The organism is Rothia sp. 27098_8_27 (assembly GCF_041432805.1).
GTDB classification, from domain to species: domain Bacteria; phylum Actinomycetota; class Actinomycetes; order Actinomycetales; family Micrococcaceae; genus Rothia; species Rothia mucilaginosa.
The window spans coordinates 142,529-160,181 of record NZ_JAPWAJ010000006.1 but is presented as its reverse complement, the minus strand read 5'-3'; the positions used below and the strand labels follow the sequence as shown (position 1 = coordinate 160,181).

14 protein-coding genes are annotated in these 17,653 nt (G+C 59.8%); 2 read left to right on the top strand and 12 right to left on the bottom strand.

The window, feature by feature from the left end; translation table 11 throughout:
- Nucleotides 1-74: 74 nt before the first annotated feature.
- The 7 genes from O3675_RS07805 to O3675_RS07775 form a co-directional block, all read right to left on the bottom strand.
- On the bottom strand, nt 75-1,445 hold the full coding sequence (locus tag O3675_RS07805; protein WP_070666976.1) for a hypothetical protein: 1,371 nt from the start codon (nt 1,443-1,445) through the stop codon (nt 75-77).
- Nucleotides 1,446-1,938: 493 nt separating this feature from the next.
- Nucleotides 1,939-3,363 (bottom strand): transcriptional initiation protein Tat, encoded by a 1,425-nt coding sequence (locus tag O3675_RS07800; RefSeq protein WP_371571876.1) that lies wholly within the window; start codon nt 3,361-3,363, stop codon nt 1,939-1,941.
- 598 nt (nt 3,364-3,961) lie between these two features.
- Nucleotides 3,962-5,749 carry a DEAD/DEAH box helicase gene (locus O3675_RS07795; protein ID WP_005507820.1) on the bottom strand — a complete coding sequence of 596 codons (1,788 nt, stop codon included), beginning with the start codon at nt 5,747-5,749 and terminating at the stop codon, nt 3,962-3,964.
- A 334-nt stretch (nt 5,750-6,083) separates the two neighbouring features.
- A complete protein-coding gene (locus tag O3675_RS07790) occupies nt 6,084-6,383 on the bottom strand; it encodes a DUF3039 domain-containing protein (RefSeq protein ID WP_005506434.1) in 300 nt (99 codons plus the stop codon).
- Between the two features lie 303 nt (nt 6,384-6,686).
- Nucleotides 6,687-8,363 carry a transporter gene (locus O3675_RS07785; protein ID WP_371571874.1) on the bottom strand — a complete coding sequence of 559 codons (1,677 nt, stop codon included), beginning with the start codon at nt 8,361-8,363 and terminating at the stop codon, nt 6,687-6,689.
- Nucleotides 8,339-9,355, bottom strand: a complete 1,017-nt coding sequence (locus O3675_RS07780; protein WP_371571872.1) for an ATP-binding cassette domain-containing protein — start codon at nt 9,353-9,355, stop codon at nt 8,339-8,341. The genes O3675_RS07785 and O3675_RS07780 overlap by 25 nt, the downstream gene beginning before the upstream one ends.
- 317 nt (nt 9,356-9,672) lie before the next feature.
- Nucleotides 9,673-10,701: a co-chaperone YbbN gene (locus O3675_RS07775; protein WP_371571870.1), complete on the bottom strand. Its 1,029-nt coding sequence runs from the start codon at nt 10,699-10,701 to the stop codon at nt 9,673-9,675.
- A gap of 293 nt (nt 10,702-10,994) precedes the next feature.
- On the opposite strand from O3675_RS07775, the gene O3675_RS07770 reads away from it, so the two are divergent.
- On the top strand, nt 10,995-12,281 hold the full coding sequence (locus tag O3675_RS07770; protein WP_303688246.1) for an AI-2E family transporter: 1,287 nt from the start codon (nt 10,995-10,997) through the stop codon (nt 12,279-12,281).
- A 171-nt stretch (nt 12,282-12,452) separates the two neighbouring features.
- Here O3675_RS07770 and O3675_RS07765 read toward each other — a convergent pair whose 3' ends face one another.
- Nucleotides 12,453-13,271 (bottom strand): alpha/beta hydrolase, encoded by an 819-nt coding sequence (locus O3675_RS07765; RefSeq protein WP_303688247.1) that lies wholly within the window; start codon nt 13,269-13,271, stop codon nt 12,453-12,455.
- 84 nt (nt 13,272-13,355) lie between these two features.
- Nucleotides 13,356-13,682: an ATP/GTP-binding protein gene (locus O3675_RS07760; RefSeq protein WP_080975040.1), complete on the bottom strand. Its 327-nt coding sequence runs from the start codon at nt 13,680-13,682 to the stop codon at nt 13,356-13,358.
- Between the two features lie 227 nt (nt 13,683-13,909).
- On the opposite strand from O3675_RS07760, the gene nucS reads away from it, so the two are divergent.
- On the top strand, nt 13,910-14,623 hold the full coding sequence (nucS, locus tag O3675_RS07755; protein ID WP_005506450.1) for an endonuclease NucS: 714 nt from the start codon (nt 13,910-13,912) through the stop codon (nt 14,621-14,623).
- 261 nt (nt 14,624-14,884) lie between these two features.
- On the opposite strand, the gene O3675_RS07750 is transcribed toward nucS, so the two are convergent.
- Genes O3675_RS07750 through O3675_RS07740 form a run of 3 tightly spaced genes read right to left on the bottom strand, consistent with a single transcriptional unit; the run spans nt 14,885 to nt 17,606 of the window.
- Complete coding sequence (locus O3675_RS07750; RefSeq protein WP_049340652.1) at nt 14,885-15,142, bottom strand: F0F1 ATP synthase subunit epsilon; 258 nt, start codon at nt 15,140-15,142, stop codon at nt 14,885-14,887.
- A gap of 2 nt (nt 15,143-15,144) precedes the next feature.
- The gene (atpD, locus tag O3675_RS07745; protein WP_005507810.1) at nt 15,145-16,608 is read right to left on the bottom strand and encodes a F0F1 ATP synthase subunit beta; all 1,464 of its coding nucleotides are present in this window, start codon (nt 16,606-16,608) and stop codon (nt 15,145-15,147) included.
- A gap of 56 nt (nt 16,609-16,664) precedes the next feature.
- Complete coding sequence (locus tag O3675_RS07740; RefSeq protein ID WP_049340654.1) at nt 16,665-17,606, bottom strand: F0F1 ATP synthase subunit gamma; 942 nt, start codon at nt 17,604-17,606, stop codon at nt 16,665-16,667.
- Nucleotides 17,607-17,653: the final 47 nt, after the last annotated feature.

The window sequence follows — 17,653 nt, the reverse complement described above, 5'->3', positions numbered from 1 at the left end:
ATGCCCATAACCTAGCGTGTCTGCAACCAGCCGAGGTCATGAAACCTCTGCGGTTATGTAGCAGATTGAGCCGCTTACTTAAAGCGGACCTCCGCCATGCCGTTCACGCGCACGTTCGGGCCGGCCGGCACCTCCTTAGTGCCGACGATCGCGCCGTTACGCACGCTCGGCGCCAGGTAGGATCCGCCTGCACCACCGGCGCCGCCCTGCTGAACGTAGCCGACCGCGCGGCGCGGGTTTTTCGGGTTGTTGCACCACTGCTGCGAGATGATGATTGCCGAAACCGCGTTCGCCACGCCGGAGCCGCCACCACCGTAGCCTGCACCGCCACCAGCAGACACTACGGTCTGGTAGCCGAAGAAGTTCTTGCTGATGGTGATGCTGGTGGTTCGTGCGGTTGCGGTACCGGTCAGGTTCTTCGGGTCGTTCTTGTCATACTGGTAGGCGTACGCGCCCACGCCGTCCGCACCGTTCGCATTGAAGCCGCTACCGCCGGTTGCGCCCGCGGTACTGGTGCTGTGGATGACCTGCTTGTTCTGGGAGCCGAAGCCGACCAGACCGTGGTCACCGGTGGGCAGGGGGTCTGCGATAGCACCCATGCCGCCTCGACCGCCGGAGCCACCCGTGCCGGGGGTTGCGATGATCTGCAGGTTCGCCTCGACGCTGTAGGCGTCGCTTGCGGCGGCACCTTCATAGCCCATGGAGGCTTCTGCATTGCCGCCGGAGCCGCCGCGTACCCATTCCAGGCCGCAGACCGGGCTAATGGCGTAGCTGGAGCCGGGCAGCGGTGCGGTGGAGCTGGAGTTACGCACATGTCCGCCGCCGCCACCTGCTGCGATAGCAACCACGGTGCCGTTGACCAGCAGTGCAGAGGAGCCGCCACCGGATGCGGCGTAAATGCTGCGCTTGAAGTGAGTGTGGGGTGCGCCGTCGCCTGCAGTGGGGTTGCCGTAGGTGCGGGGATTTGCCGTGTCGATAATAGCCTTCGGACCTGCGGGAACGGTGACCTGAGCGGCGGAGGAGCCACCCTTGCCGTAGCCTTCACCGCCGGTTGCGGGCTTGGATTCGTTCCAGCTTGCGCCGTTGCGGGTGACGCGCTCAAGCACGCCGATACCGCCGGCTGCCGCGACGATTTCTACGGTTGCGCCGGGGGTGACACTGACGGTGCCGGTGACCTTGGCGCCGCATCCGCCCTGGCTGCGTGCCATGACGGTGCCGCCAGCGCCGCCGGTGAGGGTGAAGCTGAGTTCGCGTACGCCCGCCGGGACGGTGAAGGTTTTGACGGTCTTGCGGCCGTTTGCCTGTCCCTTGATGGTGTGGGAGGTGCCGGTTTGTGCACCGTTGGCGGCGTAGGCGGGTACGGCTGCGGAGGATGCGATGATGGGCAGTGCCCATGCTGCGCCGGTGAGGATGGTGCGGCGGGTGGGGTGTGCGTTGTGAGGCATGGGGTTTTCTTTCATGAGGGTTGAGGGTGTGGATTGAGATGAGTGAATAATTTACACCTTTATGCACTGAGTGCAATATTCATTTTCTAGAGTATAGACCCTGAAAAACATTCTCAACTCGCCACGCCATGACCTCGCTCAACCCGGCAGTTCTCAGACATAGCGAAGGCCCGCAGACACCGAAGTGTCTGCGGGCCTTCAGGCTGGCGCATTACTACCAGCCTTTTCCTCAAAAGCCATTGGTTTCGTCGTTGAGACTCAACGAGACATCACTCAATGGCGTTCTCCGTGAGTGGCCAAAATACACCAAGAGACCACTCGCCAGAGAAGCACACAGTCCTCATGCCAGATACGCGCGGATGCACCTCTGGGGGACTAAAACTTAGGGGTCAGTTCTCCCGTTCCTGAGGAAAATTTCAGGAGCGGGAGAACCGGAGGGGCTAGTATCTAACCCACCGAGCAACCCAAGAGGGGGACTCGGATACGCACACTATTAGGAGCGCTTGCAGAAGGTAATCTCCACGGAACCGGGGTTACGAACGCCGGCACCGGTTGCACCGTTGCCCGAAGACTCAATAGCACCATCAATGACATTGGAAGCCAGGTAAGAGCCACCTGCACCACCGGCACCAGCCTGGATACCATAGCTAATGTTCTGACGCAGACCATTGGGAGCAGTGTTACCGTTCCACTTCTGGTTGACCAGAATCGCGGAGAGTGCACGTGCAGCACCGGAGCCACCGCCACCGTAGCCTGCGCCACCACCGGAGGAAACAATCGCCTGGTGACCGTTGAAGTTGAAGCCAACGTCAGGGTAGGTCATGTAGCGAGGAGTACCGGTAGTACCGCCACCGGGGTACACGGTTTCCGGAGTGTTCTTGTCATTGTTGTCCAGCTGGTAGGAGTATGCAGAAGTACCGTCTGCACCGTTACCGTTGAAGCCGCTACCACCCTGGTTACCTGCCGCAGAGGAGCTGAACAGTACCTGGTTGTTCTGACTCGAGAAACCAATGGTGTCGAAGCGGTTGCCGGTGGGCAGACCGGGCTTTGCAGCACCGGCGCCGCCGGTACCGTTTGCACCACCCTTACCAGCAGCGCTACCGATAGAGATTCGAGATGCTCCGGTAGTGGGATCCTTCGGCTCAGTGTAGTAATCGATACCTTCGATACCGTCAGAACCTGCAGCGGCGGTTGCAGAGCCACCACCACCAACTACACGTGCGGAAATAGGAATGTTACGGGGGCGCCAACCGGCATCAATAGCCTTAGGGTTGTAGTATGCACCATCCTTGGGATCTTTCTGTGCAACATTGTTAGAGCCACCGGCCACAGTAATACCCGCACCGCCGCCGCCACCAGCGACAGCAACCACGGTGCCATCGACGACCAGAGCGGAGGAACCACCACCGGAAGAACCGTACATGGCAGGACGCTTAATCATAGAGTCCTTTTCCCAGCGGTTGTTCACCTCAGCGATAACATCGGAGGGAATGGTGAACGCGGGGGTGCTACCACCGTTACCGTAACCTTCACCGCCGGTGACGGGCTCAGAAGGACGGCCATTGACAAGCTTGCCAACACCACCGGCAGCAGCAACAATTTCAACAACCTGACCTTCCTTGACCTCGATAGTACCGGTCAGCTTAGCGCCAGAACCACCCTGAGCAGCATCGCTGAGCACGGTGCCACCAGCACCGCCGATAATCGTGAAGCTAATCTTATCGACCTTGGCAGGAACCTTGAACTTCTGGACGGTCTTAGCACCTGCAGCGGTACCAGAGATGCTGTAAGCTGCGGAGCCTTCGGGCTTGCACTCAGTGGAGGATGCAAAAGCGGGAACTGCAGCAGATGCTGCAACAACCGGAGCAGCCCATGCTGCGCCAGCTACAACCTTGCGGCGAGAAATGTTAGTAGACATGTATGTCCTTCGAGAGTGATATCTTGGGCACTCACTCTCACCAAGAACGCGGCCGATAAATCCACGCAGGGCAAACGCACACACAAAAGTGAAGATAGCGTGCAGAAGAGAGTGAATGCATGATGTTTCTATACAAGCGTCAGCCCCTGCACGCCCAGAAGATCAAAAACACATAGGTCAGCTTCAAAAGCACAGGGAAACCCAACACTTGGAGAAAGCATACCCCCCCCCGTATTAAAATTTCAAGCGAAAAACGCACATAATCTTCCATAAACCCACTTTGACGTGCAGTATTCAACCAGTACTTGAACTTTTATTCACACACATTTCTCCCCTAAATCCCTCTGGTATATCTTCCATAAACAACCTTCAGACGATGTTTTTCTCAAATTAGGGGGCAAAAACCAACATTAAGTTTTTTAAGAACCACCTATTCCCACTATCTATCCAACTTATTTCTCCGCGTATGTGCTTTTAAGCACCTGAGAAAACCTTCAGGTAAAAATCACTCAAAGAACTACAGCTACCCTACAAAACGCAAGAAGCCCCGCGAGCGCATACACACCCGCAGGGCTTCTCTCTACGTTCTATCCACGTTCTAGCGTCGACCCACGAACCAGTCCGACAGCTTATCGATACGCGCCTGAATCTGCTCAGCAGAAGCCTGCGCAACCGCCGGGCCGCCGCAAATCTTACGCAGCTCATTGTGAATCACGCCGTGCGGCTGACCCGAACGAATCGACCACGCCGCCACATTCTTCGCCAGCTTATTGCGTAGCTCCTTCAGCTGGCGGTGATCCACCACCGAAGGTGCCGCCGTCGCCGGGCGACGTGCCGCGTGTTCACGCTGATGCGCGCGCAGCAGCGTACCGACCTGCTCGGCGTCCAGCAGACCCGGAATACCCAGGAAGTCCTGCTCCTCCTCACTACCCACGGCAAGGTTGCCGGAGGCGAACTCGGCGCCGTCGAACAGCACGCCGTGGAAGGACGCCTCGGAGCCGAGCGCCTCGAACTTGCCGCGTGCCAGCTGCTCGGAGGCGCGTTCCTCACGGTTTGCTTCCTCGAGCAGATGGTCGTCCAGCCCCTCGACCATGGGGTCGATTTCCTGGGGTGCGCCGCGGTCGAGGGCGTGGTCGCGTTCTACTTCCATGTCGTTGGCGAGCATCATCAGCTGCGGCACCGAGGGTAGGAACACGGACGCGGTTTCGCCGCGCTTGCGGGCACGCACGAAACGACCAATAGCCTGCGCGAAGAACAGCGGGGTGCTGGTGCTGGTGGCGTACACGCCCACGGCGAGGCGGGGCACGTCCACGCCTTCGGATACCATGCGCACGGCGACCATCCAGCGCTGCATGCCTTCACGGAATTCGTCAATTTTCGCGGAGGCTTCACGGTCGTCAGAGAGGATCACGGCGGGGTATTCGCCGGTGATTTTCTGGATCTGTTCGGCGTAGGCTTTGGCGTCCGCGTGGTCGGTTGCGATGACGAGCGCACCGGCGTCGGGCACGGTGCGGCGCACCTCAGTCAGGCGCTTATCGGCCGCCGCGAGCACGGTCGGAATCCATTCTCCGTTGGGGTCGAGGGCGGTGCGCCATGCCTGGGAGGTGATGTCCTTGGTGAAGCCTTCGCCGAGGTTTGCCGCCATTTCCTCACCAGCGGAGGTGCGCCAACGCATCTGGCCCGAGTACGCCATGAAGATGACCGGGCGCACCACGTGGTCCTTCAGCGCGGGGCCGTAACCGTAGGAGTAGTCCGCTTTGGAGCGGCGGATACCGTCATTGTCGACCTCGTAGGTGACGAACGGAATCGGGGAGGTGTCCGAACGGAACGGGGTACCGGTCAGCGCCACGCGGCGGGTCGCGTCGTCGAACGCTTCACGCAGGCCGTCGCCCCAGGACAGCGAATCACCGGCGTGGTGAATCTCGTCAAAAATTACGAGGGTTTTCGTTTCCTCGGTGTTGCGGGCGTGCAGCTGCGGCTTATTCGCCACCTGCGCGTAGGTCAGCGCCACACCCTTGTAGTGGCGGCTGATGGTCACATCCGCGTTCTTGAAGTTCGGGTCAATAGGAATGCCGACCTTTGCGGCGGCGTCAGCCCACTGCTTCTTCAGGTGGTCGGTCGGCGCCACAACGATGAGCTGGCGGACCGTGCCGCGGTTAAATAGTTCCTTGGCGAGGGTCAGCGCAAACGTGGTTTTACCCGCGCCGGGGGTTGCGACAGCCATGAAGTCGCGGGGGTTGGTTTCGAAGTACTTCTGCATGGCTTCTGCCTGCCAGGCGCGCAGGCTGACGGAAGTACCCCAGGGGGCGCGGTCGGGGTATGCCGGGGAGAGCTTCGGCTTCACCATACTGTCGAATAGTGTGGGTTCCTCTGCGGGTGCGCTCATTCTCTCCTTCTTCCTCGTCTACCTCTACTGATTCCTCCCGCCGACTCAGCGCAGGGCGTTCCTCCCCCGTGTGGAGGTGGTGGGCACTCTGGTGTTCCTAGTGCTCTGGTGTTCTTAGCGCTCTGGTGTTTCTGGTGCTCTGGCGGTCCGGGCACAGCGAGGTTAAATTCTAGCACCACATCCGCAGGTTGTTGCCGGGCTGTGGTGCAAGAATTTGGTGCTCGTCAGCAAAGTCTCATGAGCGGTGTTGGGCCGTTGAGTCTTGCTGCTGCGGCGTGTTATTTATTCGTATTTATTCAGGCGTATTTGTCTCAGGCGTGTCGCCTGGCGCGTATTATTCGCCGGAGCCGTTGTCGCCGTCGTTGCCGGGTGCGAGGCCTTCGTAGATTTCCTTGCACTGGGGGCAGACGGGGAACTTCTGCGGGTCGCGGCCGGGTACCCACATTTTGCCGCAGAGGGCGCGCACGGGTTCACCGGTCAGCGCCGATTCGAGGATCTTTTCCTTGCGTACGTAGTGGGAGAAGCGCTCGTGGTCGCCGGGCTCAGAAAGCTGGGTTTCTTCGCGTTCGAGCAGGGCGGTGCCGCCTGCGGTTCCGGGGCCAAAGGGGTCTTCGATGCCTTCGATCGAGCTCATGTTTCTCCTTGATGATGAGGTGGGATACATAGGGTGAGGGGCGCCGCTGCACGGTTGGGTGATCGGCGCCTTCTCTATTTTAGTAGCAGTTGGGAGGTACTGAGCCCACGGGCGGTCAACATGGAGGCAGACCACAGCTTGGCCATAGGCTCTTAGGTATTGCGGTGAGCTTCTTTCCGTCAGAAGTTCGGGGCTAGAATTTCGGGCGGCATAGAAGCATAGAAAAGGGGTTCCGCGCCAGGCTTAGTACCTAACACGGAACCCATCTCTTTTATTCCTGATGTGCTGGAGCTTCGACTCTTGTTAGTTCGCTTGGAAGCGTGCCACACGCTCCAGCATCTTGGAGCTGACTTTGTCGTAGCGGTGGCCGCCCCACGCCACGCCGCCCACGAGCAGTGCAGCACCAATCAGGAGCTGAATCAAGCCACCGAAGACGAGGGTTAGTAGATCTTGGGTCACGAAAATGTACACAACAACCGAGATACCGCCGGGTAGCGCGCTGAGCATCACCAGAATTACGGTGAGCATGAGCAGCAACTGATTAGCGAAGCCCTCATTGTTCTTCGGGTTCTTGAACGGGTTAGCACCCGGAGGCGCCACGGGCGGGCTAATGAAGGTGTCCATCACGCTGCCCATACCAGCCGCTGCGGCGAGCACGCCCAGCTGGTGCATCAGCACGATGGGGAAAAGCTCCAGGTGTCCATTTGCCGCTGAGGCGACGAACACCATCACCACCACGATCGGAACCATCAGGATGCTGTAACCCCAGAGACGGCCGAGACGATCGTCAATACCGCGTAGCGGGGAGAGCACGTGCAGGCTGAATGCGGTGTTGTCGTAGGAGACGAGGTAGCACATGTAGTAGCCGGTGAAGACGGTGCAGAAGTACATCCAGAATCCGAAGAGCTGCATCACGCCGCTATTGATGATCTGGTTAGCTTCAGCCGCGTTGACGCCGTTAAAACTGGCCCGACTTTCGAAGGAGCCTACAGAGCTCAGGAACAGGGGCATAGCCACCGTCAGTATCAGGTAAAGCATGGCGGTGCTTGCGGTCAGCAGCTGCAGACGGTTGTCTTTCAGAAATGAGTGCAGGGTTCGTGCCGCCACGGCACCACGCGGGGTTGCGGGGAACCGTGCCAACAGACCCAAATCACCCGCGGCGACTTCAGCTGCGCTCGCGTGGTGCGCGCTACCGCCCACATTCGCCATGGAGCGTGCCAGGTTCTTACCCCACAGCCACCATCCGCCAGCCAGGTAGACGAGGGTCAGAGCCAGGCAACCAAGGGCGGTGCCCATATTGCCGGTCGCCATAAAGTAGGGCACCGCAAATGCCGACCCGAAGGGCGTCACGCTGAGCCACGGCAGGTAGGGCAGCACCTCTTCCCAGTGCTTGGTCAGGTAGGTTATCGTTCCACCGAAGATAAAGCCGGCGCTCATCATCAGTAGCATGGCAACGATCATCAGGGTGTTGGCGATGCGCGGGTTATCATTCAGCGCCATGCCCAGGCGGTTGGCGAGACGAGCCCACACCATGAGGTTCGCAAGGCCGAGCACGCAGCAGATGAGGTACACGACCAGCGCGAGCGGTTGCGATATAAACGCGATCGCACCCAGCAGCACGGCAATGATGCTGGCAATGCCGGGGATACCCACGAACCCGCCGAGGAACTGGCCCTTCTGCAGGGTGGAGGGCTTGATGGGGAAGAGCACGAATCGGCTCTCGTCCAGGGTGCCGTCCAGTCCGCTAAAGAAAATGGGGACAATAGCCCAGGCGAGCGCAATAACCGCGCCTACCAGGAGGGTTCCGAGCTGACCGTATTCGGGTACCTCCGAGTTAGCGATAAAGTATGCGGAGCCGAGGCCGAAGAGCATACCGCCCGCGTAGAGCGCCGCAAAAATCAGGCCGATGAGCGCCCAGATGCTACGGCGGAAGGCGGCGAGCACATACTGCCACTTTAGTGAGACGAGGTGCCCAACCATGACAATCCTTCCGAGGAGGTGCGGCCGCCGACCAGCTGCACGAATCGTTCTTCAAGGCTCATGCCGGCGCGTACTTCGTCGACGGTTCCGGCGGCGAGAATACGGCCGGAGTCCATGACGGCTACGTGGTCGCACAGGCGCTGGACAAGGTCCATCACGTGCGAGGAGATGACGACGGTACCGCCGGAAGCAACGAAGCCACGCAGAATGTCCTGAATATTAGCGGCAGAAACCGGGTCGACCGCCTCGAAGGGCTCATCCAGAATCAGCACGGAGGGCGCGTGGACAAGGGCGGCGGCGAGCGCAATCTTCTTGGTCATACCGGCGGAGTAATCGGCAACGGCACGACCCGCAGCGTCGGTCAGGTCCATTGCGGCGAGCAGGTCCTTGACGCGGGAGGCGACGGTTTCCTTATCGATGCCGTGTAGGTAGCCGGAGTAGGTGATGAGCTGCTCGCCGGTGAGCTTGTCGAAGAGATGCACGCCGTCGGGCAGCACACCCAGGTGCGCTTTGGCCTTGAGCGGGTCGGCCCACATGTCGATGCCGCGCACGTAGGCGGTGCCTTCATTGGGCATGAGCATGCCGGTGACCATGGAGATGGTGGTGGTTTTACCGGCGCCGTTGCGGCCGACCAGTCCGTAGAAGGATCCGGAGGGGATGTCGAGGTTGATGCGGTCGACGGCGACCTTCTGACCGAATGCCTTGGTGAGGCCGCGGATTTCGATGGCGGGGCGAGCGCCAGCTGCAGGTATAGTCTGCGGGGTGACGGGTAGCTGCGGTGCTACCGATGCGGGAACTACAGCTTCCGGCGCTACAGGCTCGAGGTTTGTAGCTTCCGGCGCTGCAAATTCGGGGACTATAGCTTGAGGTACTGCCGCGGCGGGGGTTGCCTCTACTGCGGTCTCTTGTACCGGGCTGGTCTCTTGTACCGGGTTCTGCGGTGAACCTGGTTCTTGCGGGTTCGGGTCCTGGGGAAAGTGACTAGTGTTCATATTTTCACCCTACCACCCCCCCATGAGGTCTAGCAGGTTTGGTGATGAAACCTGCATTATTAAGTACTCACAATGCATAATATGGACATTTCGGGGTGCTATAGATGCCATCCAACCGCGCTATCAGACAGGTTGAGTCGCCTGCTCTCCCCACCCTTAAAACCGCTCAAACCCGCGAACGCAGAACGGGCTACAGCCTCCCCCGCAGCCCGAGTGCGGGGGTAGACGATAGCCCGTCCGTATTCAACGTTTCAGCCGCCTAGATTAGCCAGAGCTAGCTAGACCGGCTCATGACGTTTCCCAGGCGACAGCGCCTTTTAGAACAGCGCCATAGTCAGTGCCGCACGCGCCTTGACGGTGCGCGGGTCAGATGCACCCACCACGTCGAAGAGCTGCACGAGACGCTCGCGCACACGCGCCTTATCATCGGGACCTATCGCGCTGAACAGGCGCAGCAGACGGTTGTACGCGTCCTCCACATGGCCACCGACCAGGTCCAGGTCGGCTACGTTGAACGCGGCGTCAATGTTCATGGGGTCTGCCGCGGCCGCCGCGCGTTCGGTTGCCATGTCCAGGTCCTTCACTCGGGCAAGCAGTTCAACCTGTTCCAGGCCGAGCTTCGCTTCCTTATCGCCGGGGTTCTCGCTAATTGCCTTGCGGTATGCGGCGCGGGCACCCTCCAGGTCGCCGCGGTCGAGGGCAGCGACGGCTTCTGCGTGCAGGGGCGGCAGGGGCTTTTCGTCTTCGGGAACGACCGGGTCGAAGCCGCCGGGCAGCTGGTACTGTGCCGCGAGCTGAAGAACCTGGGAGAGCACATCGCCGAGGTCTTCTGCGCTGACCGGGCCGGTGTAAATCGGTGCCGGGCGGCCCGCCAGAACGGCAACACCCGCGGGCACACCGCTCACGCCGAATGCCTGGGCAGCTTCGGGGAGCTTGGTGACATCCACGGCGGCGCAAATCATACTACCCGCGGCGGAGTCGACGAGCTTCTGTACGCCCTCAAGCATCTGCAGGGAGGACGGCGAGTGCGGTGCGTAGAGCGCAAAAATCACGGCACCCTGGCTGGAGAGCTGCACAAACTTCTGGAACTCTTCGGGGGTGTTGACCTCGTAGCGCCAGGTGGGAGCGGAGGGGGCCTGCTCGCCGCCCTGTGCACCAGCAGACTGTGCCGCTGCGTTCTGTACCGCGTTGGGGTTCAGTTCCATGGCGTTGCGTACGGAGGCGGGAATCTCCTGCGCTGCCCCGTTCTGCACAGCCCCGTTCTGTGCTGCACCACCCTGCGCGACGTTACCCTGTGCCGCGTTCTGGGATGCGCCGCGGTCTGCCGGATCAAAAATAATGCTCATCCTGGGCTCCTTTACGTTCTGTACCTATTGTTGCGTGCAGGCTAGACCCTTCACGCATTCCTTCCTCTATTATCCCCACAACGCGCCGTTGCGAGCGCGCGTTCCCTGCCGCCTACGCTCTGAGCTCATGCAGGGACTAGCGCTTAGGCTAATCCTTGAACAGCGCGCAGATACCTCTCCCACATGCACTCCCCTGTCCTTGGGATTCACCGTGGACGCCGTAACAAAGTAAACCAGCCGGTAGAATGGCACAGTAGAGAAAAAATACCCGGAATGATTCGGAAAGGAAGAGCATGAGCGAGAAGAAAGCCTCAGAAGCTCCCGCAGAGACGACATCGTCCCCCGAGACGCGCAAGAAGGAATCCCTCACCGATCAGTTAACGGAGACCTTCAGCGAGATAACCGAAAGCATTAGCCAGGTGCGTTCCAAGCGCCGCCGCGCGTCCATGCCTCCTACGGATACCATTCCGGTGGTCCCCGCCGCTTCTGAGGATGCGCCTCCCGCACCGAAGGTGGTCGGCAACGGCAAGACCTCGATGATGCATAACCCGGTCGCTTTTGGTTTCCTCATGACCGTGGGCGTGGGTCTGGCGCTCTTCGCCTACTACATTTTCAATAATGTAGGTGCCCTGGTGGGTTGGGTGACCGGCGCTATTTTCATTGCTCTGGGTCTGGACCCGATTGTGCGCCGCCTGGAGTCTTGGGGCATTAAGCGCGGTATCGGCGTGATTGCTGTGCTTGCTGGTTTTGCTGGCGCTGTGACCGGTCTGGTGATGACGATTGGCCCGGTCATTAGCGAGCAGGCGTCTAAGTTTGTTCAGTACGCGCCGGGTATTTATCAGAACACGATTGATTCTGATTGGTACCACGAGCTTGATCAGCGTTTTAGCATCAGCACCTGGGTGAATGAGAACGTCCCGAAGTTCTTGGAGTCGACGTTCTCCTCTTCGCAGGTCAATAGCTTCATGTCGAGCCTGGTTTCTGCGGGTTCTACCCTGGCGCAGAGCGTGACCGGCGTGATTATTGTGCTGTTCCTGTCCCTGTACTTCCTCACGTCGATGGACACGATTAAGGCGTGGGGTGTGCGTTTGGCGCCGGCGTCTAAGCGTGTGCGTGTCAAGTACATTACCGACAAGATTACTGAGTCGGTGGGTAACTACGTGATGGGCCAGGCGATGGTAGCCATTCTGAACGCCCTCTTCGCATTCTTCATAATGTTGTTCTTGGGCTTTAGCTTCCCGCAGTTGATGGCTTTGGTCGTTATGATTCTGGCGTTCATTCCGCTGGTTGGTGGCGTGATTGCGCTGATTTTGACCTCGCTGATTCTGCTGACTCAGGACTGGAGTCTGGCGCTGTGGTTTTCGGTGGCGTACTTCCTGTACTTGCAGGTGGAGGCGTACCTGATTTCTCCGCGTATTATGGCTCGCGCTGTCTCGGTTCCTGCCGGTGTTGCGATTATTTCGGTGGCTGCCGGTGGCGCGCTCTGGGGCGTGCTGGGTGCGCTGATTGCTATTCCGGTGGCAGCTTCCATGCTGATTCTGGTGCGTGAGGTGTTCATTCCTCGCCAAGACCAGTTATAGTCACCGCCCAACTGTAGTCACCTCCAGCTGTAAACAGCTCTAGGTTTCTCTACGCGCTCGCTACTCTTCCCGCGGGGCACGCATCGCGTATAGATACGAAGGCGGCGGCTTTGGATGTTCTATCCAAAGCCGCCGCCTTCATGCTTTATGCCGTGTTTTTATGCCGAACTTTTAGAGCTCAGTGATTTCTTCTGCCACCGGGCCGCTGTATTCGGTGGGCAGTTCGGTGGGTGCACCGGTGACGATGCTGACCACGGTGTTGAGGACCTGCTGCACGGACTTCTCGCCCACCCACAGGTGCTTGCACCCCTCAAAGGGAATCACCCGAGTGCGCGGTACAGCCGCGAAACGCTCACACGCCGCCGGAGGCTGCAGGTAGTCGTCGTGCTCGGGCACCAGCGCGTACAGCGGGTTCGAGATCTTATTCCACTCGTCCAGCTCAGCCGGGTGCACACGGTGCAGCGGCGGAGAGAGCAGAATAGCGCCGGTGAACTCGTCCGCGTATTCGGGCGCGTACTTGAGCACCAGCTCGGTGCCGAAGGACCAGCCGACCAGCCAGGGGTTCGGCAGGGCGCGCTCGCGTACGAACTTCAGGATTGCGTCGAAGTCCTTCTTCTCGGCAAAGCCGCCGTCAAAGACGCCTTCGCTGGTGCCGCGAATCGAGGAGGTGCCGCGAGTGTTGAAACGCAGCACCGCAATGTTCGACAGCGCCGGCAGGCGGAAGGACGCCTTCTTGTACACGTGCGAGTCCATGTAGCCGCCGTGGGTGGGTAGCGGGTGGAAGGTCACCAGGGTTGCCTTGACTTCGCCTTCGGGCAGGGCGAGTTCACCGACGAGGCGCTTGCCGTCCGCAGTGGTGACGGTAAAGTTCTCACGGCGTGCCGGAAGCACAGTACGTGCCTTAATGGGGGTGGGCTCAGCGGCGGTGCTGAAGACGTAGCGGGCGGGATCAAATTCCTGCGCGCGGGTGATATCGGCGGTGTTGCTCATTGCGTTCCTTCAAGAAATGGATTCGAGAATGTGGTTTTGGTCAAGAATGTAGTCTTAGGCTGCACCTTAAGTGCAGTGTTCAGCCTATTTGCGGCGGGTGCGCCAGCAATGCTGATGCCAGTGCCTGCGCTCATCAATGGCGCGGCTACGGCCCATCGTGTGGCTTTCCTGCCACACCACCAGGTGCGCTGTTCTGGGCGGAATCGAGCGGTAGCATTCGGGGCAGGTGTAGGTTTTTTGGGCGTTGACGGCGGGAATGTATTGCACCAGCCAGTCACCGTATCGGTCACGTTCCAGTCGAGGTGCAGGGTCGAGGATCCTGCTGATATCACGCCCTGCGGGTGCTTGACGGTGCCACTTATCGCTGGTGGTGCCGGATACTCGCCTGCCGGGATGATTCTTACGTGCCATGAGCCCTATTCTACCGCGCTGCTCAGCTATCTCTATCTACCTACCCTGCCGCTGTTCGCTCTGCGCTCTTCCTCATACTGGCGTGGTACTCATGTTGAGGCGGTACTCCCCCGCTCTGTGCCGTACTTCCCTGCTGTGCCCCGTCCGCGACCTGTACCAAGCTCAGGTTCCCTATCTCATACCCTCACCTGCTAGAGCCAAACACTCGTACCTGCTAGAGTGGACGGATGCGTATTGTCATTGCTGAATGCTCCGTAGATTATGAGGGCCGCCTCCGCGCCCACCTGCCCCGCGCTACCCGCCTGCTGATGGTCAAGAATGACGGCTCCGTCCTCATTCACTCCGACGGCGGTTCCTACAAGCCTCTGAACTGGATGAGCCCTCCCTGCTCCCTGCTGGTGGCTGAGCGTGAGGACGTTCCGCAGAGCATCCGTGAGGACCTAGAGTCCGATGTTCAGCAGCTGTGGACCGTTCAGGCAGCTAAGAGCGATGACCGCCTCATGATTCGCATCTACAAGATTGAGCACGAGCACGCCACCGACCTGGGTGTTGATCCCGGCCTCATCAAGGACGGTGTGGAGGCTGATCTGCAGCGTCTGCTCGCAGAGCAGATCCACACTCTCGGTGAGGGCTATTCGCTGGTGCGCCGCGAGTACCCGACCGCTATCGGTCCGGTAGACATCATGGCGAAGGATGCGCACGGCGTCTCCGTGGCGGTTGAGCTCAAGCGTGTGGGCGATATTGACGGTGTGGAGCAGCTGACCCGTTACCTGGAGTTGCTCAACCGTGACCCGCTGCTGGCACCGGTGCGCGGCGTATTTGCGGCACAGACGATTAAGCCGCAGGCACGTACCCTGGCTGAGGACCGCGGTATCCGCTGCGTGAGCCTGGACTACGATGCGATGCGCGGCGTGGACGACTCCGCTGACCGTCTGTTCTAGCTGACCGTCTGTTCTAAACGGCTCTAGGCTAAGCAGCTGCACATAGCTTGAGGGGCGCCTCCCGACCATGGGAGGCGCCCCTTTTCAGCCCATCATCTTTCTGCCCGCGCTCTTTCGGCGCACGCGTTCTTTCTGTGCACACTCTCGTTCTGCGTAAACAATCTACCCCCGGATACACCAATCGCCGGTGCCCCTCCCCTTTCAGGGTGGAACACCGGCGAGGTGTACACAGTGGCTAATTCCCGCTGAGGGGAACCAGCTTTAGATCTGTGCGTGCTTTGCAACGATGGTCACGTGATCGTTCGAGACGGTCAAGAAACCTGCGTTGAGGATGGTCTTAATGGGCTCACCATCAACGGGTTCAATGAGCAGCTCGCCGTCCTGTGCCAGCAGCGTGCAGGTGGGGATCATGCCCGGCAGGATGCCGAGGTCACCGCTGACGGAGCGTGCACGAACGTACTTCGCTTCGCCAGTCCACACGACGCGTTCGCGGGAAACAACTTCAACTTTCAGAGCCATGATTACTTAGCTCCAGTCTGTGCCTTGATTTCCTCGTAGCGGCGCATAACGTCGTCCATACCACCAATGTTGTAGAACGCCTGCTCGGGGATGTGGTCGACATCGCCGTTGCAGATCATCTGGAAGGACTCGATGGTGTCCTTCAGCGGAACGGTCGAACCCTCGACACCGGTGAACTGCTTTGCAGTGTAGGTGTTCTGGGAGAGGAACTGCTCGATACGACGTGCACGTGCCACGACGATCTTCTGCTCCTCGGAGAGCTCGTCCACACCCAGAATCGCGATGATGTCCTGCAGTTCCTTGTTTTCCTGCAGAATAGCCTTCACACGAATTGCGGTGTCGTAGTGCTCCTGACCGATGTACTGTGCGTCCAGAATTCGGGAGGTGGAGGACAGCGGGTCAATTGCCGGGTACAGACCGCGCGATGCGATTTCACGAGAGAGCTCGGTGGTCGCATCCAGGTGCGCGAAGGTGGTTGCCGGCGCCGGGTCGGTGTAGTCATCCGCAGGCACGTAAATTGCCTGCATGGAGGTGATGGAGTGACCGCGGGTGGAGGTAATACGCTCCTGCAGCAGACCCATTTCGTCCGCCAGGTTCGGCTGGTAACCCACTGCGGAGGGCATGCGGCCCAGCAGGGTGGAAACCTCAGAACCTGCCTGAGTGAAACGGAAGATGTTGTCGATGAACAGCAGCACGTCCTGGTTCTGAACATCGCGGAAGTACTCCGCCATGGTCAGACCGGTCAGTGCCACGCGCAGACGGGTTCCCGGGGGCTCATCCATCTGGCCGAACACAAGAGCGGTGTCCTTCAGAACGCCTGCTTCTTCCATTTCGACCCACAGGTCGTTACCCTCACGGGTACGCTCGCCAACACCGGTGAACACGGAGGTACCACCGAAGTTACGAGCCACACGGGTAATCATTTCCTGGATCAGCACGGTCTTACCCACGCCTGCACCACCGAACAGACCAATCTTACCGCCCTTGATGTAGGGGGTCAGAAGGTCGATGGACTTAATACCAGTCTCCAGCATTTCGGTGGAGCCTTCCAGCTCTGCGAAGCCGGGAGCGGCACGGTGGATCGGCCAGTAGGTGTCAGCCTTGATCTCGGAGTTCGGCACGTCGAGTGCGTCACCGAGAACGTTGAAGATGTGGCCCTTCACGCCGTCACCAACGGGGACGGAGATCGGTGCGCCGGTGTCGACTACAGCCTGACCGCGGACCAGGCCGTCAGTCTGCTGCAGGGAGATAGCGCGAACGATCGAGTCGCCCAGGTGCTGTGCGGTCTCGAAGGTGATGGTGCGGGTGCGACCGTCGAGGGTCAGCTCGGTGGTCAGAGCGTTGTAAATCTCGGGGACCTGACCGGCGGGGAACTCGACGTCGACCACGGGGCCGATGACGCGGGCAATACGACCCGTTGCGCCCTGAGTCGGTGCGGAGACCGATTCGTTGTAGGTGGCAGTCATATTTCTCACTTACTTAGAAAGTTTGGACAGTTGATGGCTTCGTTGGCGTACAAGTACTAGGAGCCGAGGGCGTCTGCGCCGCCCACGATTTCGGAGAGCTCCTGAGTAATTTCCGCCTGACGTGCGTTGTTCATCAAACGGGTGTACTTGGTAATCAGCGTCTCAGCGTTGTCACCTGCGGTCTTCATCGCGCGCTGGCGGGATGCCAGCTCACTTGCTGCTGCCTGCAGGAGGCAGGAGAAGATACGCGATGCAATGTAGCGCGGCAACAGCGCGTTGAGCACTTCCTCGGCGGAGGGCTCGAACTCGAAGGATGCCGCCTGCTCGTACTCAGCCTTGGTCAGTTCCTGGTCGGGAACGATTTCCTCGCCCATAGCCTTTGCGTCACCCACGTGGATGGGCAGCAGGCGCAGGATCTTGGGTTCCTGAACAACCATCGACTTGAACTCGGTGTATACGATGTGCAGTTCGTCCACGCCGCCCTCTTCGAAGGGCAGGTCGTAGGCTTCGAGCAGCGCGTCACGAATTTCGACGGCAGTTTCAACACGAGGTGCATCGGTGTGCCCCTCCCACGCACGGGCGTAGGGGCGCTCACGGAACTCGAAGTAAGCCTTTGCCTTACGGCCAACCAGGTACAGCTGTACCTCCTGGCCGTTAGAGCGCAGCCTCTCAATCAGAGATTCGGTACGACGCAGGATAGCGGAGGAGTACGAACCTGCCAGACCGCGGTCACTGGTAACAACCAGGATTGCGGAGCGACGGTGTTCGTAGGTTCCGAACTCGTGCGGCTTGTGAATCAGCGGGTGCTTAATACCGTGCTGAGTCGCAACCGCAGTCACCACGCGGGTCAGAGCGTTCGCGTAAGGGCCGGCTGCCTGAGCAGCGTTACGAGCCTTGTTAATGCGGGAGGTCGCGATCATCTCCATCGCCTTGAAGATCTTCTTCATAGACGACGTCGAAGCAATCTTCTGTCGGTAAACCCTAATCTGGGCTCCCATAGAGCTTCCTTTCTCCTTGCTTTCTGCCCCGCCCCAGCCTCATAGCT

Coding starts and splice junctions, on each gene's coding strand:
- O3675_RS07790 (WP_005506434.1), bottom strand. CDS start 6,383: ATGAGCTCGATCGAAGGCATCGAAGACCCCTTTGGCCCCGGAACCGCA.
- O3675_RS07740 (WP_049340654.1), bottom strand. CDS start 17,606: ATGGGAGCCCAGATTAGGGTTTACCGACAGAAGATTGCTTCGACGTCG.
- atpD (WP_005507810.1), bottom strand. CDS start 16,608: ATGACTGCCACCTACAACGAATCGGTCTCCGCACCGACTCAGGGCGCA.
- O3675_RS07785 (WP_371571874.1), bottom strand. CDS start 8,363: ATGGTTGGGCACCTCGTCTCACTAAAGTGGCAGTATGTGCTCGCCGCC.
- O3675_RS07760 (WP_080975040.1), bottom strand. CDS start 13,682: ATGGCACGTAAGAATCATCCCGGCAGGCGAGTATCCGGCACCACCAGC.
- O3675_RS07750 (WP_049340652.1), bottom strand. CDS start 15,142: ATGGCTCTGAAAGTTGAAGTTGTTTCCCGCGAACGCGTCGTGTGGACT.
- O3675_RS07770 (WP_303688246.1), top strand. CDS start 10,995: ATGAGCGAGAAGAAAGCCTCAGAAGCTCCCGCAGAGACGACATCGTCC.
- O3675_RS07765 (WP_303688247.1), bottom strand. CDS start 13,271: ATGAGCAACACCGCCGATATCACCCGCGCGCAGGAATTTGATCCCGCC.
- O3675_RS07780 (WP_371571872.1), bottom strand. CDS start 9,355: ATGAACACTAGTCACTTTCCCCAGGACCCGAACCCGCAAGAACCAGGT.
- O3675_RS07805 (WP_070666976.1), bottom strand. CDS start 1,445: ATGCCTCACAACGCACACCCCACCCGCCGCACCATCCTCACCGGCGCA.
- O3675_RS07795 (WP_005507820.1), bottom strand. CDS start 5,749: ATGAGCGCACCCGCAGAGGAACCCACACTATTCGACAGTATGGTGAAG.
- O3675_RS07800 (WP_371571876.1), bottom strand. CDS start 3,363: ATGTCTACTAACATTTCTCGCCGCAAGGTTGTAGCTGGCGCAGCATGG.
- nucS (WP_005506450.1), top strand. CDS start 13,910: ATGCGTATTGTCATTGCTGAATGCTCCGTAGATTATGAGGGCCGCCTC.
- O3675_RS07775 (WP_371571870.1), bottom strand. CDS start 10,701: ATGAGCATTATTTTTGATCCGGCAGACCGCGGCGCATCCCAGAACGCG.